Source organism: Leucobacter allii, from assembly GCF_022919155.1.
Taxonomy (GTDB): domain Bacteria; phylum Actinomycetota; class Actinomycetes; order Actinomycetales; family Microbacteriaceae; genus Leucobacter; species Leucobacter allii.
This window is the reverse complement of the sequence record NZ_CP095045.1, coordinates 1762682-1789021: the sequence shown is the minus strand read 5'-3', so window position 1 is coordinate 1789021 and position 26340 is coordinate 1762682. Positions and strand designations below refer to the sequence as shown.

General features: G+C 72.1%; 25 protein-coding genes and 1 tRNA gene. 17 read left to right on the top strand and 9 right to left on the bottom strand.

The genetic code is table 11. The features are described from left to right. Window positions 1-23 precede the first annotated feature (23 nt). On the bottom strand, window positions 24-2171 hold the full coding sequence (locus tag MUN78_RS08410; RefSeq protein WP_244725751.1) for a RecQ family ATP-dependent DNA helicase: 2148 nt from the start codon (window positions 2169-2171) through the stop codon (window positions 24-26). 107 nt (window positions 2172-2278) lie between these two features. Between MUN78_RS08410 and MUN78_RS08405 the strand changes: the two genes are divergently transcribed. Next, a complete protein-coding gene (locus MUN78_RS08405; RefSeq protein WP_244725749.1) occupies window positions 2279-2923 on the top strand; it encodes a dihydrofolate reductase family protein in 645 nt (214 codons plus the stop codon). Between the two features lie 200 nt (window positions 2924-3123). Here the strand turns inward: MUN78_RS08405 and MUN78_RS08400 are convergent, their stop codons facing one another. Then, window positions 3124-3783, bottom strand: coding sequence for a response regulator transcription factor (locus tag MUN78_RS08400; RefSeq protein WP_244725747.1), 660 nt, complete (start codon window positions 3781-3783; stop codon window positions 3124-3126). A 9-nt stretch (window positions 3784-3792) separates the two neighbouring features. Beyond that, window positions 3793-5220 (bottom strand): sensor histidine kinase, encoded by a 1428-nt coding sequence (locus MUN78_RS08395; protein WP_244725745.1) that lies wholly within the window; start codon window positions 5218-5220, stop codon window positions 3793-3795. A 90-nt stretch (window positions 5221-5310) separates the two neighbouring features. Here MUN78_RS08395 and MUN78_RS08390 point away from each other — a divergent pair, with 90 nt between their 5' ends. The 9 genes from MUN78_RS08390 to MUN78_RS08350 all read left to right on the top strand — a co-directional run bounded on the left by MUN78_RS08390 (window position 5311) and on the right by MUN78_RS08350 (window position 14693). Further along, window positions 5311-6492, top strand: coding sequence for a phosphotransferase family protein (locus tag MUN78_RS08390; protein WP_244725744.1), 1182 nt, complete (start codon window positions 5311-5313; stop codon window positions 6490-6492). 115 nt (window positions 6493-6607) lie between these two features. After that, window positions 6608-7012, top strand: coding sequence for a hypothetical protein (locus MUN78_RS08385; protein ID WP_244725742.1), 405 nt, complete (start codon window positions 6608-6610; stop codon window positions 7010-7012). Window positions 7013-7202: 190 nt separating this feature from the next. Beyond that, entirely contained in the window at window positions 7203-7550 is a 348-nt protein-coding gene (gene rplS, locus MUN78_RS08380) for a 50S ribosomal protein L19 (RefSeq protein ID WP_244689063.1), read from the top strand. A gap of 192 nt (window positions 7551-7742) precedes the next feature. Beyond that, the gene (lepB, locus tag MUN78_RS08375) at window positions 7743-8462 is read left to right on the top strand and encodes a signal peptidase I (RefSeq protein ID WP_244729963.1); all 720 of its coding nucleotides are present in this window, start codon (window positions 7743-7745) and stop codon (window positions 8460-8462) included. Window positions 8463-8561: 99 nt separating this feature from the next. Beyond that, a complete protein-coding gene (gene rnhB, locus MUN78_RS08370; RefSeq protein ID WP_244730044.1) occupies window positions 8562-9218 on the top strand; it encodes a ribonuclease HII in 657 nt (218 codons plus the stop codon). A gap of 4 nt (window positions 9219-9222) precedes the next feature. Further along, a complete protein-coding gene (gene murI, locus MUN78_RS08365) occupies window positions 9223-10056 on the top strand; it encodes a glutamate racemase (RefSeq protein WP_244729961.1) in 834 nt (277 codons plus the stop codon). A 78-nt stretch (window positions 10057-10134) separates the two neighbouring features. Beyond that, window positions 10135-10875: a ribonuclease PH gene (gene rph, locus MUN78_RS08360; RefSeq protein ID WP_244689055.1), complete on the top strand. Its 741-nt coding sequence runs from the start codon at window positions 10135-10137 to the stop codon at window positions 10873-10875. 1 nt (window position 10876) lies between these two features. Beyond that, window positions 10877-11497 (top strand): RdgB/HAM1 family non-canonical purine NTP pyrophosphatase, encoded by a 621-nt coding sequence (gene rdgB / locus MUN78_RS08355; RefSeq protein WP_244729958.1) that lies wholly within the window; start codon window positions 10877-10879, stop codon window positions 11495-11497. A 121-nt stretch (window positions 11498-11618) separates the two neighbouring features. Beyond that, window positions 11619-14693 carry an aminotransferase gene (locus MUN78_RS08350; protein ID WP_244729955.1) on the top strand — a complete coding sequence of 1025 codons (3075 nt, stop codon included), beginning with the start codon at window positions 11619-11621 and terminating at the stop codon, window positions 14691-14693. Between the two features lie 17 nt (window positions 14694-14710). Here MUN78_RS08350 and MUN78_RS08345 read toward each other — a convergent pair whose 3' ends face one another. Then, a complete protein-coding gene (locus MUN78_RS08345; protein WP_244729953.1) occupies window positions 14711-15340 on the bottom strand; it encodes a LysE family translocator in 630 nt (209 codons plus the stop codon). Continuing rightward, window positions 15337-15915, bottom strand: a complete 579-nt coding sequence (locus MUN78_RS08340) for a TetR/AcrR family transcriptional regulator (RefSeq protein WP_244729951.1) — start codon at window positions 15913-15915, stop codon at window positions 15337-15339. The genes MUN78_RS08345 and MUN78_RS08340 overlap by 4 nt, the downstream gene beginning before the upstream one ends. A 139-nt stretch (window positions 15916-16054) precedes the next feature. On the opposite strand from MUN78_RS08340, the gene MUN78_RS08335 reads away from it, so the two are divergent. Both MUN78_RS08335 and MUN78_RS08330 read left to right on the top strand, forming a co-directional pair. Next, a complete protein-coding gene (locus MUN78_RS08335; protein WP_244729949.1) occupies window positions 16055-17059 on the top strand; it encodes an SDR family NAD(P)-dependent oxidoreductase in 1005 nt (334 codons plus the stop codon). A 118-nt stretch (window positions 17060-17177) separates the two neighbouring features. After that, window positions 17178-18374 carry a serine hydrolase domain-containing protein gene (locus MUN78_RS08330; protein WP_244729947.1) on the top strand — a complete coding sequence of 399 codons (1197 nt, stop codon included), beginning with the start codon at window positions 17178-17180 and terminating at the stop codon, window positions 18372-18374. Between the two features lie 13 nt (window positions 18375-18387). Here MUN78_RS08330 and MUN78_RS08325 read toward each other — a convergent pair whose 3' ends face one another. Together MUN78_RS08325 and MUN78_RS08320 are read right to left on the bottom strand one after the other, a co-directional pair. Beyond that, complete coding sequence (locus MUN78_RS08325; RefSeq protein WP_244689042.1) at window positions 18388-18921, bottom strand: cysteine hydrolase family protein; 534 nt, start codon at window positions 18919-18921, stop codon at window positions 18388-18390. 37 nt (window positions 18922-18958) lie between these two features. Continuing rightward, window positions 18959-19249, bottom strand: coding sequence for a helix-turn-helix domain-containing protein (locus tag MUN78_RS08320; RefSeq protein ID WP_244689040.1), 291 nt, complete (start codon window positions 19247-19249; stop codon window positions 18959-18961). 64 nt (window positions 19250-19313) lie between these two features. Between MUN78_RS08320 and map the strand changes: the two genes are divergently transcribed. Beyond that, complete coding sequence (gene map / locus MUN78_RS08315; protein ID WP_244729944.1) at window positions 19314-20090, top strand: type I methionyl aminopeptidase; 777 nt, start codon at window positions 19314-19316, stop codon at window positions 20088-20090. 111 nt (window positions 20091-20201) lie between these two features. Here the strand turns inward: map and MUN78_RS08310 are convergent. Further along, a tRNA-Leu gene (locus tag MUN78_RS08310) sits at window positions 20202-20283 on the bottom strand. A gap of 28 nt (window positions 20284-20311) precedes the next feature. Beyond that, entirely contained in the window at window positions 20312-21124 is an 813-nt protein-coding gene (locus MUN78_RS08305) for a TIGR00645 family protein (protein ID WP_244689036.1), read from the bottom strand. Between the two features lie 295 nt (window positions 21125-21419). Here MUN78_RS08305 and MUN78_RS08300 point away from each other — a divergent pair, with 295 nt between their 5' ends. The 4 genes from MUN78_RS08300 to murA all read left to right on the top strand — a co-directional run bounded on the left by MUN78_RS08300 (window position 21420) and on the right by murA (window position 26309). Continuing rightward, on the top strand, window positions 21420-22442 hold the full coding sequence (locus MUN78_RS08300; protein ID WP_244729942.1) for a TerC/Alx family metal homeostasis membrane protein: 1023 nt from the start codon (window positions 21420-21422) through the stop codon (window positions 22440-22442). 280 nt (window positions 22443-22722) lie between these two features. Continuing rightward, window positions 22723-24258, top strand: coding sequence for a 3-isopropylmalate dehydratase large subunit (gene leuC / locus MUN78_RS08295; RefSeq protein ID WP_244729939.1), 1536 nt, complete (start codon window positions 22723-22725; stop codon window positions 24256-24258). Window positions 24259-24261: 3 nt separating this feature from the next. Further along, window positions 24262-24864 (top strand): 3-isopropylmalate dehydratase small subunit, encoded by a 603-nt coding sequence (leuD, locus tag MUN78_RS08290; protein WP_244729937.1) that lies wholly within the window; start codon window positions 24262-24264, stop codon window positions 24862-24864. An 83-nt stretch (window positions 24865-24947) separates the two neighbouring features. Further along, a complete protein-coding gene (murA, locus tag MUN78_RS08285) occupies window positions 24948-26309 on the top strand; it encodes a UDP-N-acetylglucosamine 1-carboxyvinyltransferase (protein ID WP_429951884.1) in 1362 nt (453 codons plus the stop codon). Window positions 26310-26340: the final 31 nt, after the last annotated feature.

Sequence of the window (26340 nt, the reverse complement as noted above, 5' to 3'; positions counted from 1 at the left end):
GCGCGCCGCGCCGGCGCGGGGTGCTAGCCGACGGACGCGAGCGCGAAGGGGAGGACCGACGGCGCTCCCGCGGCGCGCAGCAGCCGCGCCGCGACCGTGAGCGTCCAGCGGCTGTCCACGAGATCGTCGACGAGCAGGATCGGGCCGGGCGCCTGCGCCGCCGCTGCCGCGAGGGCGGGCCCCACCTCGAAGCGCCGCCACACGGCGGCGAGGCGGAAGGCGCTGTTGCCGCCGGGACCGGTCACCGGGATCTCGGGATCGACCTCCAGCGCGCCGAGGAGCGGGAGCCGGCCCCGCTCCGCGATCGCCGCGGCCGTACTGCCCACGAGCTGCGGGCGGGTGAGCGACGGCATCGCGACCACCCCCACGGGGCGAGTGTCCCACGGCCAGTCGCGGAGCGTCGCGAGCACCCCGTCGAGGAGCCCGGCGTCGATCGGTCGGTCCGGGGCGCCCGGGGCGAAGCGTTCGCGCAGCCGCCCGCCCCAGCCGAGATCGGTGAGCCGCGCGATGACGCGCCCGGTCTCCGGGCGCTCGGCGACCGCGATCCGGCCGCGGACGGGGAGGCCGCGACGGTCCGCGCCCGTGGGCCACATGCCGCGCGGCTCGATCGGCACGCCGGTGCGGTCGAGGCGCCCGGCGGCGCTCCGCGCGGCGTCCTCGGGGACGTCGAGCGGATACCAGGGCCCCGCGCACACGTCGCAGCGGCCGCAGTCTTCGGCGTTCGGATCGTCGAGGCTGGCCTGGAGGAACGCCATCCGGCATCGCTCGCCGCGCTCGTAGGCGACCATCGTCCGCTGCTCGGCCTCGCGCGCGGCGGCGATCCGCGCGTACCGCTCCGCGTCGTAGCTCCAGGGCTCCCCGGTCGACACCCAGCCGCCGCGCACGCGCCGCACGGCGCCGTCCACGTCGAGCACCTTGAGCAGGAGTTCGAGCGGCGTCCGCTTCACGTCGACGATCGCCTCGAGCGCGGGGGAGGAGAGCGGGTCGGGCGCGGCGGCGTCGAGCGCCCGGATGATCGCGGCGGCGCGTTGCGGATCCGGCATCGACGCCGTCGCGAAGTAGCGCCAGATCTCGGCGTCCTCGGAGCCGGGCAGCAGCAGGACCTCGGCCTGCGAGCCGCCGCCGGCGTGCTCGAGCGCCCGCCCGGCGCGGCCGACCTGCTGGTAGTAGGCGACGGGGGAGGACGGGGCGCCGAGATTCACGACGAAGCCGAGATCCGGTTTGTCGAAGCCCATGCCGAGCGCGCTCGTGGCGACGAGCGCCTTCACGTCGTTGGCCTGGAGCGCGGTCTCGAGCCGCTCGCGCTCCTCCGGATCCGTGCGTCCCGTGTAGGCGGCGACCGGGTACCCGGCATCGCGCAGCAGCAGCGCCGTGTCCTCCGCGGCGGAGACGGTGAGCGCGTACACGATCCCGCTGCCTGGCAGGTCGCGCAGGTGCGCGACGAGCCACGCGAGGCGGTCCCGCGCGCTCGGCAGCCGGAGGCAGCCGAGCCGCAGCGAGTCGCGCGCGAGCGAACCGCGAAGCGTGAGCACGTCGCTCCCCAGTTGCGCCTCGACGTCGGCGACCACCCGCGCATTCGCCGTCGCGGTGGTGGCGAGCACGGGGACATCGCGCTGCAGCTCGGCGAGCAGGGCCGCGATGCGGCGGTAGTCGGGGCGGAAGTCGTGCCCCCAGTCCGAGATGCAGTGCGCCTCGTCGATGACGAGCAGTCCCATGCGGCGGAGCAGCTCGGGGAGGTGGCGCTCCCGGAACTCCGGATTGTTCAAACGCTCGGGGGACACCAGGAGCACGTCGATCTCGTCGGCGGCGAGCCGCTCCGAGATCGCCTCCCACTCGTCGGCGGTGGCCGAGTTGATCGCGGCGGCGCGGATCCCGGCGCGCTCCGCCGCGGCCACCTGGTCTCGCATGAGCGCGAGCAGCGGGGACACGAGGAGGGTCGGGCCGGCGCCGCGCTCGCGCAGCAGCGCCGTGGCGACGAAGTACACGGCCGACTTCCCCCAGCCCGTGCGCTGCACGACGAGCGCGCGGCGGCCCTCGTCGACGAGCGCCGACACCGCTGCGAACTGCCCCTCGTGGAACTGCGCGTCCGGCCGCGCCGTGAGCCGGGCGAGCAGCGCCGTCGCGCGGTCGAGCGTGGCGGTCGCGGCGGGAGTCGAAGCGGGGATGTCCATGCCTCGATCCTGCCAGGTGCCGCCGACGCCGGGCGGCGGGTCTGCTCGACGGATCCGCCCGGAGGGGATCCGGAGCGGATGTCGGCGGTGCGGGTTAGCATCGCCCCATGAGCCGCACCGTCTATTACACCGCCACCACGCTCGACGGCTTCCTCGCCGACCCCGACGACTCCCTCGACTGGCTGCTGCGCCAGCCGCAGGGCGAAGCCGGCGGCGGCGCGTCGGGCGAGACCAACGACTACGCCGAGTTCTTCGCGGGGGTCGGCGCGCTCGTCATGGGACGCACCACCTACGAGTGGGTGCTGCAGCACCTCGAGGCCGGCTGGCCGTACGCCCCGCCGAGCTGGGTGATGACCCACGGCGAGCTCCCGGCTCCCCGTCCCTCGGCGGAGGCGCCGCGGCCGGACGTGCGTTTCTCCTCGCGTCCGATCGCCGAGGTCCACGCCGAGATGCGCGAGGCCGCGGGCGGCAAGGACCTCTGGGTGGTCGGCGGCGGCGACCTCGCGGGGCAGTTCGCCGATGCGGGGCTCCTCGACGAGGTCCGCGCGACCATCGCGCCGGTGACGCTCGGAGCGGGGCGGCCGCTGCTCCCGCGCCGGCTCGATCTCGAGCTCCTGGGCGCGGGGCGCGACGGCGCGTTCCTCACCGCCCGCTACCGGGTCGCGGGCCCGCTGCGCGAGGACCGTGCGCCCGTGGCACCGGCGGCGCCGGAGGCTCCGGGCGCGGGCTCCGTGACGGTCCTGCGGGACTGATCCGGGCGCGCTCGGGCAGGACCGCGCAGAAACGCGCGCGGCCGGCACTGTCGCCGGCGCGCGCCGTTGCTGAGGAGCGGCGGCGGTGATCGGTGGCGCGGCGATGATCGCTGTCGCAGCGGCGATCGGTGTCGCAGCGATGTTCGGTGTCGCGGTTGCGGGCGCCCAGGCGGCGGTCGGTGCGGTCCGGCGAAAGCGGCTCAGGCCGTCAACCGATAGCCGACTCCGCGCAGCGTTTCGATGATGCCGGCCCCGAGTTTCTGCCGCAGGTAGCCGACGTAGACATCGACGACATTCGACCCCGGGTCGAAGTCGTAGCCCCATACCCGGCTGAGCAGCTGCTCGCGGCTGAGCACCTGTCCGGCGTGGCGCACGAGCTCCTCGGCGAGCGCGAACTCCCGCGCGGAGAGCTCGACGCTGCGGTCGCCGATCTGAGCGCGACGCGTGCGCACGTCGAGGCGCACGGCGCCGGCGCGCAGTTCGGGTGCCGTGGCAGCGGGATCGGCGCGAATGCGCGCGCGAATGCGCGCGAGGAGCTCGTCAAAGTGAAACGGCTTTCCGAGGTAGTCGTCCGCGCCGCCATCGAAACCGGTGATGGTGTCGTGGATTCCCGTGCGCGCCGTGAGCATGATGACCGGGAGCCTCGATCCCGAGCCCCGCAGCTGCTCGAGCACCTGGAAGCCGTCCAGCTCCGGCATGTTGACATCGAGTACGAGCAGATCGAACTCGTCGCTCAATGCGAGTGCGAGCGCGGTGGCGCCGTCGGCGGCGACCCGGGTGGCGAATCCCGCCGCCCGGAGGCCTTTCTCGACGAACCCGGAGATGCGGGGCTCGTCGTCGGCGATGAGGATCGATGGCACGGGGCTCCTTCACTCGGAACGGGGGGAGACGGGAAGCGAGACGACGAAGCGGGCTCCGCCGCCTGCCGCATCGGAGACCGCGGCGTCACCGCCATGAGCGCGGGCGATGACCTGCACGATGCTGAGCCCCAGGCCGCTGCCGGCGCGGTCCTCCGAGCCGGCGCCGCGGGCGAATCGCTCGAAGATGCGGGCCTGCTGCGCCTCGGCGACGCCCGGTCCGTGGTCGCGCACCGTGAGCTCGAGTCGCCCGTGGATGAAGGCGCTGCCGAGCTCGACCTCGCCGCCGCCGTGGGTGACGGCGTTCTGCACCAACTGGAGCATGGCCTGCGTGATCCGCGCGGGATCGAGGAGCGCAACGCCGTTGGCGAGGGCTCCCATGTGCAGGCGGACGCCGTCGATCGCCGCCGCTTTGCGGCCGATCTGGAGCAGCAGATCGGCGACGTCGACGGGTTCGGGCTGCACCGGGCTCGGGCCGTGCAGGGAGGCCGAGTCGGAGAGATCGCGAACGAGCTGCGACATGCGCTGCAGCTCATCGAGCGCCAGATCGCGCGTGCCGCGCGCGTCCTCCGGGTCCTCAGGGTCCATGAGCTCGATGTGGCCGCGCACGATGGTGAGCGGCGTGTTGAGCTCGTGTCCCACGTCGCTGAGCAGTCTCCGCTGCGACGCGAGCGCCTCGTCGAGCCGGTCCAGCATCTCGTTCATCGTCGTGGCGAGTTCGGCGACGTCGTCGGTGCCGACGATCGGCAGGCGCTCCTCGAGCGACTGCGCGGAGACGCGCTCCGCCGTACGGCGCATCACGCGGAGCGGCCTGAGCAGCCGCGTCGCCACGATCGTGCCGCTCCCGGCGATCACGCCGAGCGCGATCACCGAGACGATGAGGAACATCCGCGCCGCGGTGTTGATCTCGCCGAGCTCGGCCTCCACGTCATAGACCATCACGAAGGTCGTCACCCGCGGCGGCTCCGATCCGGCGATCGCGATCGGTGCGGCGAGATACCGCCAGACGACGCCGTCCTCCGCAAAGGTGCCGATCGTCGGGCCGTCCACGTGCCTCGTCCGCTCCACGTGCGCGGCGAAGTCCTCCGCCTCGCGCAGATCGACATCGAGTTCGACTCCCGGCACGGTCGTGATCCGCCCGTCGGTCATGCCCAGGGCGCCGGTGTTGTCGTCGGGGCTCATCCGCTCGACGACCGCGGCCAGCGCGGCGGACGAGGTGCTCCAGCTCCCCTCGGCGACGAGATAGCGCGCGGACTCGAGGTTGGCCCGCAGTCGTTGATCGATCTGATCGAGAATCCGATGACGCTCCACGACGTACACCGAGAGCCCCACCGCGAGCAGGCCGAGCGCTGAGACGAGGGTGATGACCGAGACGATACGCGTGCGAACCGACAGCGAGGACCGGCGACGGGGCGGGTTCTCTCGAGGGACTGCAGGCACGCTCCCAGTATCGACGCCCCTGGCGTCGACTGCCGGCAATCTAAGAGAGGTCTCATCCCGCGGGACGGCCGAATCTGCTCCAATGGTCCTATGGAGGCTGCTCACGTCGCGCACGATCGTCGTCTGCTCGCCGAGGCGCTCGGGGTCGACGAGGGGAGCCTCGCGCTCCGTTCCCGCGAACCGCTCGGGCGGGGAGGCGTCGCGGGCTTCGACTGCGCATCGGCGGGCGAAGCGCCGCTGCGCTACTACGTCGACACCTCCAGGCTCCCGGTTGTTCGGGAGACCGGGCTCGTCCTCGGAGACGTCGGCGCGCCCGACGCCAGGGTCTGGCTCCATCCCGCCGATCCGCATCTTCCCGCGCTCGCCCCGGTCGCGTTCGACAGCGCCGCCGGGGCGCTGCTGACGCGCTTCGGGATCGACGGCGCCTCCGCGCCCGAGATCGCCGCGTACCGTCCGGGTCGACGCGCTGTGCTGCGGGTCCCCGGTGCGCAGCGGAATGTCTGGGTGAAGGTGCTGCGACCCAGCCGTGTGCAGCGGGTCGTCGCGGCGCACACGGCATGCGCGGACGGCGGTGTGCCGGTGCCGGAACTCATCGGGTGGTCTCCGGACGGCGTGATCCTGATGGAGGAAGCGCGGGGCGTCCCCGCGACCGCGGCGGAGTGGGAGCCCGCAGCGCTCCTCGACGCGGTGGACGAACTGCGGGCGGATCTCGCCGGGATTCCGGCGCTCGGTGCGGCCCAGGGCGTGATCGAACGGCTGCCGTGGTACGCGAGCGGTCTGAGCGAAGTCTCCGCCGCGGCACCCGTCATCGCGCTCGCCGAAGCCGCGGTGGCGGAGGCGAAGCGCGTGGCGGGGATGCGGCCGGTCGGCGTCGTGCACGGAGATCTGCACTTCGGGCAGCTGTTCCTCTCGGCGGACGGAGCCGGAATCCTGGGGGTCGTCGATGTCGACGGCCTCGGAGCTGGAGACCCCGCGGAAGACGCCGGTGCGTTCCTCGCGCATGCCGCCGTGAGCGCGATGCTCACCCCACCGGCGCGACGCCCCGGGGTGTGGGAGCTCGTGCGCCTCGGCGCTGCGCGATGGGGCGACGACCCGATGGTCAGAGCCTGCTTCGCGGTGCACATGCTCGGACACGCGATCGCTGCGCACGATCGTGGCGCGAGCGGGATCGTCCGCGCCGTGCTCGCGGCGGCGCGCATCGCTCTCGCCCGTGTCGAGGGCACCGCGCGCACCGGAGCCGAGGGCGCCGCCACGGCCGGACGTCCCGCATGAGAGGGGTCTCATGCGGAGCTACTGCGTCGCTTATTCCGCGGCGGAAGCATGGAATTGTCGGCACGCCGAACCGCGTCGCCCGACATACGCGCAATCGAATCGAAGGAGCGAGGACATGAAGACGCAGAAGAAGTGGATCGTCTACGGTGCGACCGGGGCTGTCGGGCTGGCGCTGTTCGCGAGCAGCGCCGCAGTCGCCGCGCACGCGATGGACCTGCGCACGAGCTCGGGCGCGGTCGTCCCGGGGGGCGTGCTCGGCGGGTCGGAGACGGCGCCGGCGAGTGCCGATCGGACACCCGGCGCGTCGACCGGCAAGCCGACGGTCGATCGCGTCGACCCGGCTGCGCCTGCGGCGACGATTGCGACCCCGACGAGTGCCGCGACGCCTGCGACCGTGGTCTCCGCCCCGTCACCGGCCGCAGCCGACCCGGTCCCGCAGCCGGCGCCGCCTGTTGCTTCGGCGCCGTCCGTCGCATCCGTCGCCTCGGCTGTCTCGGTGACATCCGCGCCGTCGCTCTGACTCCGGGTTCCGTGCACCGGCGACCTGAGGCGCGGCGCCGGTGCGCGGAAGGTCGGGGATGTGGCATAATTGATCCTTGTGCCACGGTGCGGCACTGCCGCGAGGGTCCGCACGAACCGTGAGCCGAACACCTCAGTACTTTTCGATATCCGCGATCCCGACTTGCGGCGGGCGCAGAGAGTAGACCAAGATGCAGAAGCTCGACCACGTCGACGCCGCGTCGCTGAAGAGCGACATTCCCGAGTTCCGCGCCGGCGACACCGTCAAGGTGCACGTCAACATCGTCGAGGGCAACCGCTCGCGAGTCCAGGTGTTCCAGGGCATCGTGATCGCCCGCCACGGCGAGGGCATCCGCGAGACCTTCACCGTGCGCAAGATCAGCTTCCAGGTGGGCGTCGAGCGCAAGTTCCCGGTGCACTCGCCCGCGATCGACAAGATCGAGGTCGTCACGCGCGGCGACGTGCGCCGCGCGAAGCTCTACTACCTGCGCGGCCTCACCGGCAAGAAGGCGAAGATCAAGGAGAAGCGCGACGCGTAAGCGCCGCCCCTCCCGCGGATCCCTCCCGGATCCCGCACCCCGCTCAGGCTCCCTCCGGTCACGGACGGGGGCCTGAGTCGTCTGCGGCGCGCCGTGCGCGCCGCTCCCATGCAGTCAGCAGCGACGCTGCAGTACAGTCTGAACAGCAGCGCGGTTCCGCGCGACCCGAGGATCCATCGACAGGGGACACGAATGAGCGAAGCCGGCGCGGAGACCTCGCGAGGGCGCGGCCGCCGAGGCGGGGTGATCGGGTTCCTCAGGGATCTGGTCGTCATCCTCCTCGTCGCGTTCCTGGTCTCCTTCCTGCTCAAGACCTTCCTCGTGCGCAGCTTCTACATCCCGTCGGTGTCGATGGAGCAGACCCTCAAAGTCGACGACCGCATCCTCGTGAACCAGCTCGTCCCCGACGTCGTCGGCGTCCAGCGCGGCGACATCGTCGTCTTCAAGGACCCGGGCGGCTGGCTGTACCCGCGCGGCACGAACCCGCCGCAGGGCTTCGAGAAGGTGCTGCAGACGCTCGGCCTCGCCGCCGACACGAGCCACGAGTACGTCGTCAAGCGCGTCATCGGCATCGGCGGCGACCGCGTCGAATGCTGCGACGCCCAGGGCCGTGTGATGGTGAACGGCGTACCGCTCGACGAGCCGTACATCGTCGTCCCCGCGGGGGAGACGCGCGCCTCGAAGATCGACTTCGACGTGACGGTGCCCGAGGGATCGGTCTGGGTGATGGGGGACAACCGCTACCAGAGCAAGGACTCCCGCTACAACCAGGATCAGCCGGGCAAGGGCTTCGTGCCCGAATCGGAGATCGTCGGCCGCGCCTTCGTGCTCAACTGGCCGCTCAGCCGCTTCGCCTGGCTCGGCACGCCCGAGGGCACCTTCACCGGTGTCGACGCCGCACGCGGGGACTGAGCGATGCCGCACGACGGTGCGATGCCTGGCGACGGCACCATGCCGAGCGATGACGCCGTGCCGAACGCCGGCACGGTGTCGAGCGACGGCGCCGCCACGGTGCCGAGCAAGGATCCGAGCCTCGAGGTCGAGCACGCATGGTTCCGCAGCGGCGCCGCATGGGTGATCGGCGTCGACGAGGTCGGCCGCGGGGCCGTCGCGGGGCCCGTGGCGGTCGGCGTGCACGCCGTGGCCGCCGGGGTGGCCGAGTTCCCCGCGGGCCTGCGCGACTCGAAGCTGCTCAGCGAGAAGCGACGCGAGGCGATCGCGCCGCTCGTGCACGCGTGGGGCCCCGGCGCCGTGGGCTTCGCCTCCGCCGAGGAGATCGACGCGCACGGCATCACCGCGATGCTCGGCGCCGCCGCCCGGCGCGCCCTGCTCGAGCTGCACGCGGCCGGCGTGCCCGTCGACCGCGCGGCGATCCTGCTCGACGGCGCGCACGACTGGCTCTCCCCGGCGCTGCGCTCCCCGCTCGACGTGCGCACCCGGGTCGGCGCCGACCGCGCCTGCGCGAGCGTCGCGGCGGCCTCCGTGCGCGCCAAGGTTCGGCGGGACGCGCTCATGCGCGAGGCGCACGACGCGCACCCGGTCTACTGCTGGGACGCGAACAAGGGGTACGGCTCGCGCGCCCACTACGACGGCATCGCCGCCCACGGTCTGACGGAGCTGCATCGGCACACCTGGATCAAGGAGACGGCGCTCCGGGCGGTAAGCTGAAGGAGTGAGTTCGCAGGATGCATCCGCGCCGATCGGCGTCTTCGACTCGGGCGTCGGCGGGCTCACCGTCGCGCGCGCGATCCGGGATCAGCTCCCCGGCGAATCGATGATCTACGTCGGCGACACCGCGCGCACCCCCTACGGCCCGCGTCCCATCGCCGAGGTGCGCCGCTTCGCGCTCGAGATCCTGGACGATCTCGTCGCGCAGCACGTGAAGATGCTCGTGATCGCCTGCAACACGGCCTCCGCGGCGGTGCTGCGCGATGCGCGCGAGCGCTACGACGTCCCCGTCGTCGAGGTCATCGGGCCCACGGTCCGCAGCGCCGCCGCGATCACCCGCAACGGCCGGGTCGGGCTCATCGGCACGCAGGGCACCATCCAGTCGCGCGCCTACGACGATCTCTTCGCGATGCGCCCGGACATCGCGCTCGCCTCGGCGGCGTGCCCGCGCTTCGTGGAGCTCGTGGAGGCCGGCGAGACGAGCGGCCCGCGCGTGCGGCGGATCGCCGAGGAGTACCTCGCCCCGCTCGTGGCGCGGGACATCGACACCCTCGTGCTCGGCTGCACGCACTACCCCTTCCTGCGGGGGGCGCTGCGGCAGGTCGTGGGCCCCGACGTGGCGCTCGTCTCGAGCGACATCGAGACCGCCAACGAGGTCTACGAGGTGCTCACCGCCCGCGAGCTGCTCCGCCCCGCCGGCTCGGGCGAACCGGAGCTCCGCTACGAGGCGACGGGCGAGGACACCGCCGGCTTCGTCGAGCTCGCGCGTCGCATGCTCGGGATCGGCATCGACGCGATCGACCGCGTACCGACCGGCACGATCCGGCTGCCGGGCTGAGCGGATTCCGCGACCGTCCCACCACGTCACCAGGACCGCCGCGCCGGCCGTCCCCGAGAACCGAGGAGTACCACGAAGATGAGCGAAGCGACACGCGCCGACGGCCGCACCGCCGGGCAGATGCGCCCGGTCACCATCGAGCGGGGGTGGAGCGCGCAGGCCGAGGGCAGCGCCCTCATCTCCTTCGGCGGCACGCGGGTGCTGTGCACCGCGTCCTTCACGCCCGGCGTGCCGCGATGGTTGGCCGGCAAGGGGACGGGATGGGTGACGGCGGAGTACTCGATGCTGCCCCGCTCCACGAACGAGCGCATGCAGCGCGAGTCGGTGAAGGGGCGGATCGGCGGGCGCACGCACGAGATCTCCCGGCTCATCGGCCGCAGCCTCCGCGCAGTCATCGACACGCGCGCCCTCGGCGAGAACACGCTCGTCATCGACTGCGACGTGCTCCAGGCCGACGGCGGCACCCGCACCGCCTCGATCACGGGCGCCTACGTCGCGCTGGCGGACGCCGTCGAGTGGGCCCGCGCGCAGGGGCACATCGCGAAGAAGGCGCAGCCGCTCACCGACAGCGTCGCCGCGGTCTCCGTCGGCATCGTCGACGGCGCGGCGCTCAGCGATCTCGCCTACGTCGAGGATTCGCGCGCCGAGACCGACATGAACGTCGTCGTCACCGGCTCCGGCGACTTCGTCGAAGTGCAGGGCACCGCCGAGGGGGCGCCCTTCCGGCGCGCCGAGCTCGACGCCCTGCTCGACCTCGCGCTCGCGAGCGCGGGAGAACTCGCCGAGCTCCAGCGCGCGGTGCTGGCGGAGGGACGCTGAGATGGTCGGCACCGGCACGGCGGTGCGGCTCGTCCTCGCGTCGCACAACGCCCACAAGCTCGAGGAGCTGCAGCGGATCCTCGGCCCGCTGATCCCCGGTGTCGAGCTCGTGGGCTACGACGGCCCTGAACCCGTGGAGAACGGGACGAGCTTCGAGGAGAACGCCCTCGTCAAGGCGCGCGCGGCGGCGGCGCACACCGGGCTGCCCGCGATCGCCGACGACTCCGGGATCGCGGTCGAGATCCTCGGCGGGAGCCCCGGTATCTTCTCCGCGCGATGGGGCGGCCCCGCCCGCGACGACGACGCCAATGTCGCGCTGCTGCTCTGGCAGCTGCACGACATCGCGGACGCGCACCGGACCGCAGGCTTCGTGTGCGCCGCCGCGCTCGTCATCCCCGGCGAGGGCGGCGCGGCGACGCAGGAGGTGTGCGAACTCGGCGTGTGGCCGGGGCGCGTGCTGCGCGAGCCGGCCGGGGAGCACGGGTTCGGCTACGACCCGATCTTCCTGCCCGAGGGCGAACAGCGATCCGCGGCCGAGCTCGGCGCCGCCGAGAAGGACGCCCTGTCCCACCGCACGCGCGCCTTCACGGCGCTCGCGGCGGAGATCCGCGCGCGACTCTGACGCGCACCTGAGACCTTCGGCTTGTGCGGCCCCAGCGCCCGAGCCCGAGTGCCCCGCCACGGCGAAGCCGGCACCCAACACGCGCACGACATCACTTCGACACCGGAGACGGAGCAACACGATGACGCAGGAGCAGTCGGGCGGCCTGGTGCGCCCGGAGGTCTCGGCGGCGGACGCGGAGGCGATCGCCAGGGAGCATTACGGCATTGCGGCTACGGCACGCGAGCTGGGGAGCAATCAGGATCGGAACTATCTGCTGGAGGAGGCGGACGGGACGCGCAGCGTGCTGCGGATCGACAACCCCGTGTTCGGGGATGCGGCGCGGGACGCCCAGCACGCCGCGATCGACGCGTACCTCGCGGCGGGCGTCCGTGCCGCGTCCGTGCTCCCGGGCACCGACGGCGCCCTGACGCAGCGCTGGCGGGGCTTCGCCGCCCGCCGCAGCACCTTCGCCGACGGCGAGCCTCTGGTGGACGCCGGGTACTTCGCGCCCGTGGTGCTCGCCGAGTTCGGCGCCCTCGCCGCGGCGTCGGTGAACGCGCTCGCCGAGCTCGACCACCCCGGCCTTGACCGCGAGCACATGTGGCGGATGCAGCACGCGCATCGCGAGACCGTCGCGCTCGCCGGCGCGATCGCCGATGAGGAGCTGCGCTCGCGCGTCCTCGCGGCGGCCGAGGCGGCCGACGCCGCGCTCCAGCCGCTCGTGGACGCGCTGCCCGTGCAGGCGATCCACGGCGATCTCACGGACGACAACGTGATGGGCGTGCGCGGCGCGGATGCGCGCCTGCACCCGCGCACGGTGCTCGATCTCGGAGATCTCGCCACCGGGTGGCGCGTCGCGGAGCTCGCGGTCACGGCCTCCTCGATGCTGCACCACGACGCCGAGCGGCCGTTGCGCGTTCTCGAGACGATCGCGGCGTTCCACCGCGATGCGCGGCTCTCCGCGGCCGAGGCCCGCGCCGTCTGGCCGCTCGTGGTGCTGCGCGCCTGCGTGCTCGTCGCGAGCGGCTGGCGCCAGCTGGAGATCGACGGCGCCAACGCCTACGCTCGGGAGCGCATCGCGGGCGAGCAGGCGATCTTCGACGCCGCGACCGCGCTGCCGCTCGCGGAGGCCGTCGAGCAGGTGCTCGCGAGGCTCGGATTCCTGGGGGTCCCGGAGGGCAGCGGCCTCCGCCTCCAGTCCGCGCCCGAGGCGCCGGGGCGGGCGAGCGCCGGATCGGATACCGCGGCGGAGCGCCTCGCCCCGATCCTCCCCGGACTCGCCGCGCTCGGGGACACGACGATGCTCGATCCCGGCGTGGAGTCCGAGGAGCTCGCCGCCGGTGCCTGGCTCGCGGAGGACGCCGAGGACCGGCTCGCGTCCGACGCGTTCGCGCGGGGCGCGGCGGCCGCGGTGTTGCCCTACGGCGTCTACCGCCTCACCCGTACCGTCGTGGACTCGGCGGACGCGGCCGAGACCTGGCCGATCGGCACCGAGATCCGGGTCGCGCCCGGCGCCGCTCTCGAGGTCGTCGCTCCGGTGTCCGGCGACGTCGTCACGAGCACGGAGCGCGGGGTCCTGCTCGCGCTGGCGGACGGCTGGTACCTGGGCATCGACGGCTTCGCCTCGGAGGTCGACGGGGCGGTTGCGGACGAGGGCGGAGACCCGGCCGCCCGTGTGGCCGCGGGGGATCGCCTCGGCGTGCTGCCGGAGGCCGACGCCGCGCGCTCGCTCGCGGTGACGCTCTGCCGTTCCGACGCCCTCGAGGGCGTCGCGCCGCCGATCCTCGCCGTCGAGGTGCCCGAGCCGGGCCGTGCGCAGCTCGTCGCTCCGGAGCGCGTGGCGGCGTGGTCGCGGTTCACGCGCGATCCGGCGGCGCTCATCGGGCTCCGGACCCGCGCGCAGCGGGACACCGCGGGCGACGAGCAGACGAGGCGCGAGCGCATCTTCGCGAGCGCCCAGGAGCGCTACTACGAGCGTCCCATGCAGATCGAGCGGGGCTGGCGGCACCACCTCATCGACACGACGGGCCGCGCGTACATCGACGTCGTCAACAACGTCACGGGGCTCGGCCACGGCCACCCCGGAGTGGCGGACGCCGCGAGCCGGCAGATCCGCATCCTCAACACCAACTCGCGCTTCCTCTATCGCGAGCTCGCGGAGTACAGCGAACGCCTGCTCGCGCTGCTCCCCGAGGGTTCCGGGCTCGACACCGTGCTGCTCGTGAACTCGGGTTCCGAGGCCGTCGATCTCGCGTTGCGCCTCGCACAGGCCGCCACGGGGCGCCGCACCGTCGTCTCCCTCCGCGAGGCCTACCACGGCTGGACCATGGCCTCCGACGCCGTGACGACCTCGGCGTACGACAACCCCGACGCCCTCGGCTCGCGCCCGGATTGGGTGCACGTCGCCGACGTGCCGAACCGATTCCGCGGCAGCTACCGCGGCGACGCCGCCGACACGAGCATCGGTGCGCGCTACGCCGCCGACCTCGGCGCCGACCTCGACCGGCTCGCGGAGTCGGGGCGGGAGGTCGCCGCGTTCGTCTGCGAATCGGTGCTCGGCAACGCCGGCGGCGTGCTGCTGCCCGACGGCTACCTCGCCGATGTCTACGCCCGCGTACGGGCCGCGGGCGGCCTGTGCATCGCGGACGAGGTGCAGGTGGGCTTCGGACGCATGGGATCGAGCTTCTGGGGCTTCGAGCAGTCGGGTGTGGTGCCCGATCTCATCACCATCGCGAAGCCGATGGGCAACGGATTCCCGATCGGCGGCGTGATCACCTCGAAGCGGGTGGCCGACGCGCTCTCGGCGCAGGGGCAGTTCTTCTCCTCCGCGGGCGGCAACCCGCTCAGCTGCCGGGTGGGCATCGCCGTGCTCGACGCGATGCGCGACGAGGGGCTGCAGGAGAACGCGCGCGTCGTCGGTGCGCGCCTCGCCGACGGATTCCGCGCGCTCGCCGATCGACACCCGAGCATCGGGCCCGTGCACGGCGAGGGGCTGTATCTCGGTGTGGAGCTGGTGCGGGATCGGGAGACCCTGGAGCCGGCGAAGGCCGAGGCGGCCGCGATCTGCGAGCGGCTCAGGGAGCTCGGCGTCATCGTGCTGACCACCTCGGAGCGCTCGAACGTGCTCAAGGTGAAGCCTCCGCTGTGCCTCACCGCGGAGAGCGCCGACGTCGTGCTGGCCGCGCTGGATCGGGTGCTCACCGAGGGGTGGTGATCCGACGGCTCCTCGGCTCACGCGAGGGCGAGGAGGGTCTCCGCCAGCATCAGGAGCGCGACCAGCACGAACACCGCGCCGGCGACGATGTCGATCCAGGGTGCGGCGCGGCCGAACCATGCGCGGAACGCCGCAGCCGACGAGGCGAGCGCGACCGCGACGAACCAGACGATGCCGCTGCCCACCAGGACGAGCGTGATGCCGATCCGCGTACCCCACGGGGCGTCGTTCGGGAGGAACTGCGTGAGCAGGGCCGTGAAGAAGATGAGCGCCTTCGGGTTCGCGAGATTCGTCGTGAGCCCGAGCAGCCAGGGGCGGGTGGAGACCTGGGAGGGCTCCGCCGCGCCGCCGCTCCGCAGCTGCGCGACGCCGCCGTGGATGCTCCGGGCGCCGAGCCAGCCGAGGACGGCGGCGCCGGTGAGCTGCAGGGCGGGAAGCAGGCCGGGGACGGCCGCCAGGATCGCGGTCAGTCCCAGGACGGAGACGAGGATCCAGACGAGGTTGCCCGTCATGATGCCGAGCGCCGCGAGCACGGCTGCGCGACGGCGACGGATGCCGAGGCGCAGAAGCAGGAAGACGTCGGGGCCGGGCAGCGCGATCGCCGCGGCCCAGGCGGCGAGGAGCCCGAGCCAGGCCGCGGCGGTCACGGGCGAGCGCCCGGTCCCGGTCGCGCCGCCCGCCCGCCCGCGGTCAGCGTCCGCCACATCCACTCGGCGGCGACGGCGGCATCGGGCAGCGGGTCGATCGCGAGCCAGGCGTCGATGACGCCGTGGAGTGCGCCGGCGGTGCCGGCCGCCGCGATGCCGAGCGGCAGCGCGGGATCCTGCACCTGGGGGTCGAGGGCGATGCCCTCGCGCACCAGCTCCAGCGTCCGTGCGCGGACGCGCGCGGCGACCCTGGCCGAACCGTGCGGCCCGAGCGCCTGGCGGTAGAGCGCGGCGTGCTCCGCGAAGTGCGCGGCGAAGCGGAGGAGCTCGGGCGGCGGCCCGTCCCCGAGGACGGCGACCGGGGCGCTGATGCGCGCCGCCGCGTCCTCGAGCGATTCGAGAGCCTGGGCGAGCAGTTCTTCGCGGTCGGCGTAGTGCTGGTAGAAGCTGCTCCGGTTGACACCGGCGCGCGCCACGATGTCGGTGACGGGGATCTCGTCGAGCGGGCGCTCGGCCGCGAGAGCCAGGACGGCGTCCTCGAGAAGCCGCCGGGTGTGCGCTGCGCGAGGATCCATGCTCACGATTCTGACAGCACCTGCACCGGGGGAGGAATCGGCGCCGTTCGCCGTCCGCGTACTTCTCCAACAGATGTCGGAGTATGCTGCTGATGTGCGGCGTCGCGGTCCCGTGGCGCCATCGACGAAGGAGGACCTCATGACCGTGCTCACGGCCGGCAGCACCATCGGAGACTGGCTCGACGACCCCGCGGGAGGTGAGGCGATCCGCGCGCTGCTCGCGGCCTCCGGGACCGACGCGGCATCTCTGGACGCCCTGCGCTCGCTGCCCCTGCAGCAGCTCGTCGCGCTGAGCCAGGGGAAGATGCCGCAGTCCGTGGTCGACGACCTCGTGCGGAGCGTCAACGGGGGCGAGCTCCCCGAGGAGCAGCCCGCGAGCGGATGGCAGGAGCGGATCGCCGAGGGACGGTTCGCGGGGAGGACGGTGATCGTCACCGGGGCCGCGGGCGGGATCGGGAGGGCGACGGCCTCCCGGATCATCCGCGAGGGCGGCCGCGTCGTGGCGGTCGACGTCTCGGCGGATCGGCTCGACGAGTTCGTGCTCTCGGTGCCCGCGGGCAGCATCGTCGCGGTGGCCGCGGATGTCACGAAGCAGGAGGACATCGACCGCGTGATCGACGCGGCGGGGGAGCGCATCGACGGTCTGGCCAACGTCGCCGGCGTGAACGACGACTTCTCGCCGATCCACGAGACGAGCGACGAGATCTGGGAGCGCGTCATCGGGATCAACCTCACCGGCGTCTTCAAGCTCACGCGAGCTGTCGTGCCGACGATGCTCGCGGCCGGATCCGGCTCGATCGTGAACATCACCTCGGAGGCCGGCATTCGCGGCAACGCCTCGGGCAACGCCTATACGGTCTCGAAGCACGGCGTCGTCGGCCTGACGCGGAGCGCGGCCTTCATGTACGCGCAGCAGGGCGTCCGGGTGAACGCCGTCGCTCCCGGCGGGGTCGCGACCGGCATCCCGTTCCCGGCGCACGTCTCGGAGGCGGGAAGCGCCCGCCTCCAGCCGTTCCAGGCCGCGATCCCGTCGCTCGCCACGGCCGAGCAGCTCGCCGCCTCCATCACCTTCCTGCTGAGCGACGACGGGGTGAACATCAACGGCGCGATCCTGCCCTCCGACGGCGGCTGGTCCGTGCAGTAGGACGCCGCGGGCCCGGGGCGGGGCGCCCGCGGCGAGCCCGGGGCTTGCGCGCCGTGGGCGGCACCCGCAGGATGGGAGCACGCGTGCGCGACGCACGGGGTGCCGACGGGAGGCGCGGATGCACCGGAAGACCGGAACACCCGGCCGCGGGCCGACCGCGGCCGTCGCGGTGCTCGGCGCCGGCGCGCTGCTGCTCCTCGGCTGCGCGCAACCCGCATCCGACGGCGCCGCGACGCGGGAGGGCTCGCCGCCGCCCGCCGTCCAGCGCCCCGCGGCGCCCGAGGGGGAGCTGCCCGCGGCGCTGCAGTCGGAGCTGCGGGACGCGCTGGAGGCCGAACGCGCGGCGACCGGAGCTCCGGGTGCCGTCGCGGGCGTCTGGATCCCCGACGAGGGGAGCTGGACGGTCGCGCTCGGGCTCGCGGACGTCGAGGCCGGGGCGCCGACGAGCACGGAGATGAGCTGGCCGATCCGCAGCATCACGAAGTCGTACACCGTGACGCTCCTGCTGCAGCTCGTCGACGCCGGCGAGCTCAGCCTCGACGACACCCTCGACGAGTACGTGGACGGCGTGACGAACGGCGACGAGATCACGCTGCTCGAACTCGCGAACATGTCGAGCGGGATCGCCGACTACGTCGACGAGGCGTTCATCGCCGAGCTCGCGGAGAACCCGGCGCACGTCTTCAGTCTGCAGGAGCTCAACAGCGGAGTGCTCGGGAAGCCGGCGCGATTCGCGCCGGGAACCGCCTACGTCTACACGAACGCGAACACGAATCTGCTCGGCGCGGTGATCGAACGGGTCACCGGACAGAGCTACGCCGAAGCCCTGGACGAGCGGATCCTCGAGCCCCTCGGGCAGAAGGGGACGCGCTATCTGAGCGATGCGGCGGGGTGGAACGGCCCGCACGCGGTCGGGTACCAGCCGGATCCCGACACCGGCGGGCTCGCGCCGCAGGAGGAGAATCCCTCGATGCTGGGGCCCGCGGGCGCGCTGTTCTCGACGCTCGACGACGGTCGCGTGTGGGCGGAGACGCTGGGCTCGGGGCCCCTGCTCGATCCCCGGACGCAGGAGCTGCGGGAGATCGGTCATCGGATCGAGACGCCCCCGTACGACCTGTACGCGGTCGGGATGGGGGAGACCGACGGCTGGCTCGGGCACAACGGCGAGGGCCTCGGCTTCACGGCCGCGACCTTCCACGACCCCGAGAGCGGCGCCAGCATCGTCGTCTACATGAACGCGTCGAACCTGGCCGACGGGGTCCATCCGGCGGACCGGGCCTTCCGGGCGCTCGCCGAGGTGCTCGCCGACTCCTGAGTGGAGCGCGCGGTCAGAGCTCGACCGTGTCGTGACCGGCGATTCCGAAGCTGCGGCCCGGGTACCGCAGCCCCCGGAAGTACATGTTCGTGTGCGCGATGATCTGGCGAGCCGGGATGACGGTTCCCTCGAACTCGGCGTCGGTGGTCGTATGGGCGTCGGCGACGAGCGCGACGTCGAAGCCTCGCGCCGCCGCGGCCTGCGTCGTCGTCCGGATGCAGTAGTCGCTCTGGGCGCCCGCGACGACGAGTCGCCGGATGCCCTCGGCGGACAGGACCTCCGCGAGCTCCGTGTCGGCGAAGGAGTCCCGATAGGCCTTGCGCACGAGCGTCTCCTCGCGCCGCCGCGCCAGGGGTTCGGCGAGGCTCCAGTCATCGCTGCCCTCCGGGAATCCGCCGTGGTCCTGCACCCAGATGACCGGCGTCCGCTCGGCGCGAGCGCGTGCGACGAGTCGAGCGGTCCGGGCGACGACGGCGTCCGCGTCGAGGCAATCGCCGAGCACGCCCCGCTGGAGATCGATGACGAGGAGCGCGGAAGACGAGGTCATGCGACCATTCTCCCATTCCGCGGCGCGGCGGTGCGTGCTACGCGGAAGCGCGGAGCGGCGGCGCGGATGCGGAGTCGGTCCGCTCCGCATCGCTGAGCTCGGCCCAGAGCCCGTCGAGGGAGAGCTGCAGCGCGCCCGCGAGAGCCGCGATCGTGGGGAAGGCCGGGGTCGCGACGCGTCCGGACTCGATCTTCCGAAGCGTCTCGGGCGACACTCCGGCTTCGAGCGCGACGTCGAGCATCGATCGGGATCCCCGGGCGCGGCGGAGCAGCGCGCCGAGGCGTTCGCCGCGCACGATCTCCTGCGGCGTGAGGGGCAGTCGGACCATGCCCCCATACTAATACCGGTATTGTTATCCGGTATTGTTATCCAGTATCAGGAAGAGCGGTCCCATGATCGAGATCCAGAATCGCGCGGGCGTCGAGCGGGCGCGCGTCACGGGGCGTGTCGTGGGGAATATGCTCCAGGCGCTGCGCACCCGGTGCCGCGTCGGCACCAACCTGCTGGAGATCGACGAGTGGGCACGGCTGATGATCCTCGAGGCGGGCGCGCGCTCCTGCTACGTGGACTACGCGCCCGGCTTCGGGCGGGGACCGTTCGGCCATGTCATCTGCACCGCGGTCAACGACGCCGTGCTGCACGGCAGGCCCCGCGACCTCCGGCTCGCGGACGGCGACCTGCTCACGCTGGACCTCGCGGTCATCGTGGACGGCATCGCCGCCGACGCCGCCATCAGCTTCATCGTGGGCGCCGTGCGCGATCCCGAGGACATGCGCATGATCGAGACCACCGAGCGCGCCCTGGCCGCGGCCATCGAGATCGCGGCCCCGGGCGCGCGTCTCGGCGACCTCTCGCACGCGATCGGCGAGGTGCTCGCGGGCGCCGGCTACCCCATCAACTTGGAGTTCGGCGGTCACGGCATCGGCTCGACCATGCATCAGGGCCCCCACGTGGCCAACGACGGCCGGCCGGGTCGCGGCTATCGCCTCCGCCCGGGGCTCCTCCTCGCGCTCGAACCCTGGGTGATGGCGGACACGGACCGGCTCGTCACCGATCCCGACGACGGCTGGACGCTGCGCAGCGCGACCGGATGCCGCACGGCGCACACCGAGCACACGATCGCCATCACCGAGACGGGTGCCGAGATCCTCACGCTTCCCGGGCGGTAGTGCGCCTCGGCGATCGCCGGGCTGATGATCGGGATGCAGGAGCCGGGCGGATCATGCCTGGTGAGGCGCTGCGAGGCGCTGTGAGGCGCTGTGAGGCGCTGCTTCGAGCTGTGCGCGAGGGGGGACTTGAACCCCCACGTCCGAGGACACTGGAACCTAAATCCAGCGCGTCTGCCGATTCCGCCACTCGCGCGCGGCGCCCCTTCGGGCGCCGCTCCAGCCTAGCGGGCCGGTGCGTCTCGCCCGGCCTCCCGCTCCTCGGCGAGCACCTCGGCGCCCTCCGGCAGGGCGGAGCCGGCGGGCAGCCGCACCGTCACGTAGCCGGACTCCACGGGGGCGGGGGCGGGAGCGGCGGACGACGCGGGCGCGACCTCGGCCGGCGCGCGCAGCTCGGCCTCGATCTGTCCGGCCGTGATCCGGTCCTCCTTGACCGCGGGGTGGTGGTGGCTCATCTTGTCGATCCAGGCGAGCGCGAGGGCCGAGACGATGAACGCGAGGTGGATGCCGACCTCCCACATGACGCCCTCGGAGGAGTAGAGCACGTCGCCGCTCGCGGTGAGCACCTTCCCGTCCTCCATGCGCCCGACCTCGATGAAGGTCTTCAGCAGGTGGATGGAGGAGATCGAGATGATGGAGACCGCGAGCTTCACCTTCAGCAGGTTGGTGTTCACATGCGAGAGCCATTCGGGCTCGTCGTGATGCCCCTCGACACGGATCTTCGAGACGAAGGTCTCGTAGCCGCCGATGATCACCATGATGAGGAGGTTCGCGATCATCACGATGTCGATGAGCGCGAGCACGCTCAGCATCACGTCGGTCTCGGAGATGTGCCCCTCGACGATCGCGTTCTCGACGAGATGCCACAGCTCCACGAAGAAGAGCACGACGTAGACGGCCTGCGCGATGATCAGGCCGAGGTACAGGGGGGCCTGGAGCCAGCGGCTCGCGAAGATGAAGCCGGCCAGCGTGCGCGAGGCCGCTCCCGGCCCCTGCTGCGTACTGCGTTCGATGGCGGTGCTGGCGCGCTTGCTCACGGGGTCCCTCTCGTGCCGGAAATCGGTGGATCACATGCTATCGCAGGCGTGCGGCGCCGGGATGAACGCGCCGGACGCGATGCCGACGACGGCGTCTGGCGCCGGGAGGCGGCCCGCGCGTGTAGGCTGGAGCGCGCGAGGGGGAGTATTCCACCATTCGCCCGTGTCGTCAGTACGCGGTGCTCCGCAGCACCGCCGGTACGGGTGCGACGATCCGTCCGAGACGGACCGCCGGGGAGAGACCTTCGGAGTCCGGCGCACCCGCTGCGCCTCCGAATGCTGTGAAGGAACCCCGGTGACCTCAGTCCTGCCCCTCTGGTTCGAGATCGGATCGATGGTCGTGCTCGTCGCGATCCTCGTCATCGACCTGCTGCTCATCATCCGCCGCCCGCACGCGCCGTCCATGCGCGAGGCGAGCCTCTGGGTCGGCTTCTACGTGCTGCTCGCGCTCGTCTTCGCGGGCGCGATCTTCCTGCTGGGCGACGTGCAGCACGGCACGGAGTTCCTCGCCGGCTGGCTCACGGAGTACAGCCTGTCGATCGACAATCTCTTCGTGTTCGTGCTGATCCTCGCGAGCTTCAAGGTCCCGTCCGCGTACCAGCAGCGCGCTCTCATGATCGGGATCGTGCTCGCGCTCGTCTTCCGCGGGCTCTTCATCCTCGTCGGCGCCGCGATCATCGAGCGCTTCATCGCGATCTTCTTCGTCTTCGGCGCCTGGCTCATCTGGACCGCCTGGCAGCAGATCAAGCCCGGCGGCGAGGATCACGGCGGGGAGAGCTGGATCATCCGCCAGGTGAAGAAGGTCGTGCCGATCACCGACCGCTACGACGGCGGCAAGCTCCGCACGACGGTGGACGGCACCCGCATGTGGACCCCGTTCCTGCTCGTGCTCGTCTCGCTCGGCACGACGGATCTGCTCTTCGCCCTCGACTCCATCCCCGCCATCTTCGGCATCACGCAGAGCCCCTTCATCGTCTTCACCGCGAACGTCTTCGCCCTCATGGGCCTCCGTCAGCTCTACTTCCTCCTCGGCGGCCTCCTCGAGCGCCTCGAGTACCTGAAGTACGGGATCGCCGCGATCCTCGCGTTCATCGGCGTCAAGCTCATCCTGCACGCCCTGCACGAGAACGAACTGCCCTTCATCAACGGCGGCGAGCACGTGCCCGTGCCCGAGATCTCCACCTGGACCTCGCTGGGCTTCATCGTCGCGGCGATGGCGATCGCCACGATCGCGAGCCTCGTCAAGGCGAACCGCGAGGCGAAGGCGCACGGCGAGCGGCTGCATCTCGGGGCCGCGGAGCCCCACGACGAGGCCTGATCCGGAGGCGTCCCCGCGCCCCGTCCCGCGCCGCGCGGCCGGGGTGCGGGGAATGCCCCGCGCGCGGTGGTAGACTCGACGCCATGCGTTCGCGGTGCCTGCTTCTTCGCGGCCGCGACGGGGTCTAATCCATCGGCCGCCCGTCGCGGAGTCCTCGCATGGCCGAAACCACCGCGGCGGCTGCGTGAAATAGTTCCGCGCCGCGCGGTGTTGAGCAACACAGCGACCGCTTCCGGAGCCTTCCGTGCCGGCGGTCGCGGAACCGGGAAGAGATACGCACATGAGCGAGCAGAACACGGTCGAGGCGCAGCGGCCCCGCACCCTGGCCGAGAAGCTGTGGGACGACCACGTCGTCGTCAAGGGCGAGGCGGGCGACCCCGACCTCATCTACATCGACCTGCACCTCATCCACGAGGTGACGAGCCCCCAGGCCTTCGACGGCCTGCGGGCCGCCGACCGGCCGCTGCGCCGGGTCGATCTGATGATCGCGACCGAGGATCACAACACCCCGACGCTGAACATCACTCGGGAGATCGAGGATCCCACGAGCCGCCTGCAGATCGAGACGCTGCGCAGGAACGTCGAGGAGTTCGGCGTCCGCGCCCACCCGCTCGGCGACCGCGAGCAGGGGATCGTGCACGTCGTCGGGCCGCAGCTGGGGCTCACGATGCCCGGCATCACCGTCGTATGCGGCGACAGCCACACCTCCACCCACGGCGCCTTCGGGGCGCTGGCCTTCGGCATCGGCACGAGCGAGGTCGAGCACGTCATGGCGACCCAGACGCTGCCGCTCAAGCCGTTCAAGACGATGGCCATCACCGTGGAGGGCGAGCTGCGTCCCGGCGTGACCGCGAAGGACATCATCCTCGCCGTCATCGCGAAGATCGGCACGGGCGGCGGACAGGGCTACGTGCTCGAGTACCGCGGCTCCGCGATCCGCTCGCTGTCGATGGACGGCCGCATGACCATCTGCAACATGTCGATCGAGGCCGGCGCGCGCGCCGGCATGGTCGCCCCCGACGAGACCACCTTCGCGTACGTCAAGGACCGCCCGCACGCGCCGCAGGGCGCCGACTGGGATGCGGCGGTGGAGTACTGGAAGACCCTCCCCACCGATGCGGGCGCGGTCTTCGACGCCGAGGTCTTCATCGACGCGGGCGAGCTCGAGCCCTTCGTCACCTGGGGGACGAACCCCGGGCAGGGCGTCCTGCTGAGCGACACCGTGCCGGATCCCGCCGAGATCGCCGATCCGAACGCCCGCGCCGCCGCGGAGCGCGCGCTCGAGTACATGGATCTCACGGCGGGCACGCCGATGAAGGAGATCCCGGTCGACGCCGTGTTCATGGGTTCCTGCACGAACAGCCGCCTCGACGACCTGCGGACCTTCGCCGAGCTCATCAAGGGCAAGCAGAAGGCCGAGGGCGTGCGCCTGATGGTCGTGCCGGGCTCGGCGCGGGTGCGCGCCGAGGCCGAGGCCGAGGGCATCGACCGCATCGTCGAGGAGTTCGGCGGCGAGTGGCGCTTCGCGGGCTGCTCGATGTGCCTCGGCATGAACCCCGACCAGTTGGCGCCGGGGGAGCGCTGCGCCTCCACCTCGAACCGCAACTTCGAGGGCCGCCAGGGCAAGGGCGGGCGCACGCACCTCGTGTCCCCGCTCGTGGCGGCGGCGACCGCGATCCGCGGCACGCTCTCGAGCCCGTGGGATCTGCAGGAGGATGCGGCGCGGGGGATCACCCACGACGCTCCCGAGGGGGCGGCTCGGCCGGCCCGCCGCCGGATCCCGATCATGCCCGTGTCGGAGAAGGTGGAGGCCTGAGCCATGGAGAAGTTCATCACGATGAGCGGCGTCGCCGCCCCGCTGCGGCGCTCGAACGTCGACACCGATCAGATCATCCCCGCGGTCTTCCTGAAGCGGGTCACCAAGACCGGCTTCGACGACGCGCTCTTCTACCACTGGCGTCAGGATGACGGCTTCGTGCTCAATCAGCCGCAGTACCGCGGCGCGAGCATCCTCGTCGCAGGCGCGGACTTCGGCACCGGATCGTCCCGCGAGCACGCCGTGTGGGCGCTGCGCGATTACGGCTTCAAGGTCGTGATCTCACCGCGCTTCGCCGATATCTTCCGCGGCAACTCCGGCAAGCAGGGCCTGCTCGCCGCACAGGTCGAGGAGGCCGACGTCGAGCGGCTGTGGGCGGCCATGGACGCCGATCCCGGCGTCGAGCTCACGGTCAGCCTGGAAGCGCGCACGGTTTCCGTCGGCGACCTGACGGTACCGTTCCAGGTGGACGACTACACCCGATGGCGTCTGATGGAGGGGCTCGACGACATCTCGTTGACCCTCCGCGAGGAGGCGGCGATCTCGGCATTCGAGGCGCGTCGCCCGAACTGGATGCCGACGACAACCCCCGTGGAGGCCGCGTGAACGACAAGCAAGCACCCGAGAGCGGCGCCGCGACCGCGGTGATCGACGAGAGCGGCGCCGATCAGGAGCGCATCGCCGAGGGCCTGAAGAAGGACGCGCAGAAGGCGGGCGCGCGCGTCGGCCTGACCTCCGACGAGATCATCATCAACGGCGGCCGGCCGCTGCGCGGCCGGATCGAGGTCCGCGGCGCGAAGAACCTCGCCACCAAGGCGATGGTGGCCTCGCTGCTCGGCACGAGCCCGAGCGTGCTCCGCAACGTGCCGAACATCTCGGACGTGCGCGTCGTCGCGGGGCTCCTCGCCCTGCACGGCGTCCTCATCACGCGCGGCGAGGATCCCGGCGAATGGCGCCTCGATCCGACCAACGTCGAGACCGCGCACAAGGCGGACATCGACGCGCACGCGGGATCCTCCCGGATCCCGATCCTGTTCTGCGGGCCGCTGCTGCACCGCCTCGGCGAGGCGTTCATCCCCGACCTCGGAGGCTGCCGCATCGGCGACCGGCCGATCGACTTCCACCTCGATGCGCTCCGCAAGTTCGGCGCGGTCGTGGAGAAGCTGCCGAGCGGGATCAGCCTGACGGCGCCCGACGGGCTCAAGGGCGCGAACATCGAGCTGCCCTATCCCTCGGTGGGGGCCACCGAGCAGGTGCTGCTGACGGCGGTGCTGGCCGAGGGGCAGACCGAGCTGCGCAATGCGGCCATCGAGCCGGAGATCGTCGACCTCATCTGCATCCTGCAGAAGATGGGCGCGATCATCTCCATGGAGCCCAACCGCGTCATCTTCATCGAGGGCGTCGAGGAGCTCCGCGGTTACGACCACCGCGCGATCTTCGACCGCAACGAGGCCGCGAGCTGGGCCGCCGCCGCCCTCGCGACCAAGGGCGACGTCTTCGTGGGCGGGGTGAAGCAGGAGGAGATGATGACCTTCCTGAACATCTTCCGCAAGGTCGGCGGCGACTTCGACGTGCACGACGACGGGATCCGCTTCTGGCACCCCGGCGGCGCGCTCAAGCCCGTCACCATCGAGACCGACGTGCACCCCGGGTTCATGACCGACTGGCAGCAGCCGCTCGTAGTCGCCCTCACGCAGGCCGAGGGCGTCTCGACGATCCACGAGACGGTCTACGAGAACCGCTTCGGCTTCACCGATGCGCTGAACCAGATGGGCGCCGACATCGTCGTCTACAAGGACGGTCTCGCCGATCCCGGTCGACGCGTGAAGCGGCGCGAGTTCGAGCAGGCCGCGGTCATCACGGGCCCCATGCCGCTCACGGGCGCCGACATCGAGGTGCCGGATCTGCGCGGCGGGTTCAGCCACCTCATTGCGGCGCTGACGGCCGAGGGCCAGTCGAAGGTCACGAACCTCGGGATCATCTCCCGCGGCTACGAGAACTTCATCGAGAAGCTGCGCCTGCTCGGCGCCGACTTCGTCTACGAGAGCTGACACGCCCGGATCGTCGCCTCCCGAGCCGCAT

What these genes read in the sequence shown, in the direction of transcription:
- MUN78_RS08410 (WP_244725751.1), bottom strand. Translation starts at nt 2,171, where the DNA reads ATGGACATCCCCGCTTCGACTCCCGCCGCGACCGCCACGCTCGACCGC.
- MUN78_RS08405 (WP_244725749.1), top strand. Translation starts at nt 2,279, where the DNA reads ATGAGCCGCACCGTCTATTACACCGCCACCACGCTCGACGGCTTCCTC.
- MUN78_RS08390 (WP_244725744.1), top strand. Translation starts at nt 5,311, where the DNA reads ATGGAGGCTGCTCACGTCGCGCACGATCGTCGTCTGCTCGCCGAGGCG.
- MUN78_RS08385 (WP_244725742.1), top strand. Translation starts at nt 6,608, where the DNA reads ATGAAGACGCAGAAGAAGTGGATCGTCTACGGTGCGACCGGGGCTGTC.
- rplS (WP_244689063.1), top strand. Translation starts at nt 7,203, where the DNA reads ATGCAGAAGCTCGACCACGTCGACGCCGCGTCGCTGAAGAGCGACATT.
- lepB (WP_244729963.1), top strand. Translation starts at nt 7,743, where the DNA reads ATGAGCGAAGCCGGCGCGGAGACCTCGCGAGGGCGCGGCCGCCGAGGC.
- rph (WP_244689055.1), top strand. Translation starts at nt 10,135, where the DNA reads ATGAGCGAAGCGACACGCGCCGACGGCCGCACCGCCGGGCAGATGCGC.
- rdgB (WP_244729958.1), top strand. Translation starts at nt 10,877, where the DNA reads ATGGTCGGCACCGGCACGGCGGTGCGGCTCGTCCTCGCGTCGCACAAC.
- MUN78_RS08350 (WP_244729955.1), top strand. Translation starts at nt 11,619, where the DNA reads ATGACGCAGGAGCAGTCGGGCGGCCTGGTGCGCCCGGAGGTCTCGGCG.
- MUN78_RS08340 (WP_244729951.1), bottom strand. Translation starts at nt 15,915, where the DNA reads ATGGATCCTCGCGCAGCGCACACCCGGCGGCTTCTCGAGGACGCCGTC.
- MUN78_RS08335 (WP_244729949.1), top strand. Translation starts at nt 16,055, where the DNA reads ATGACCGTGCTCACGGCCGGCAGCACCATCGGAGACTGGCTCGACGAC.
- MUN78_RS08330 (WP_244729947.1), top strand. Translation starts at nt 17,178, where the DNA reads ATGCACCGGAAGACCGGAACACCCGGCCGCGGGCCGACCGCGGCCGTC.
- MUN78_RS08325 (WP_244689042.1), bottom strand. Translation starts at nt 18,921, where the DNA reads ATGACCTCGTCTTCCGCGCTCCTCGTCATCGATCTCCAGCGGGGCGTG.
- MUN78_RS08320 (WP_244689040.1), bottom strand. Translation starts at nt 19,249, where the DNA reads ATGGTCCGACTGCCCCTCACGCCGCAGGAGATCGTGCGCGGCGAACGC.
- map (WP_244729944.1), top strand. Translation starts at nt 19,314, where the DNA reads ATGATCGAGATCCAGAATCGCGCGGGCGTCGAGCGGGCGCGCGTCACG.
- leuC (WP_244729939.1), top strand. Translation starts at nt 22,723, where the DNA reads ATGAGCGAGCAGAACACGGTCGAGGCGCAGCGGCCCCGCACCCTGGCC.
- leuD (WP_244729937.1), top strand. Translation starts at nt 24,262, where the DNA reads ATGGAGAAGTTCATCACGATGAGCGGCGTCGCCGCCCCGCTGCGGCGC.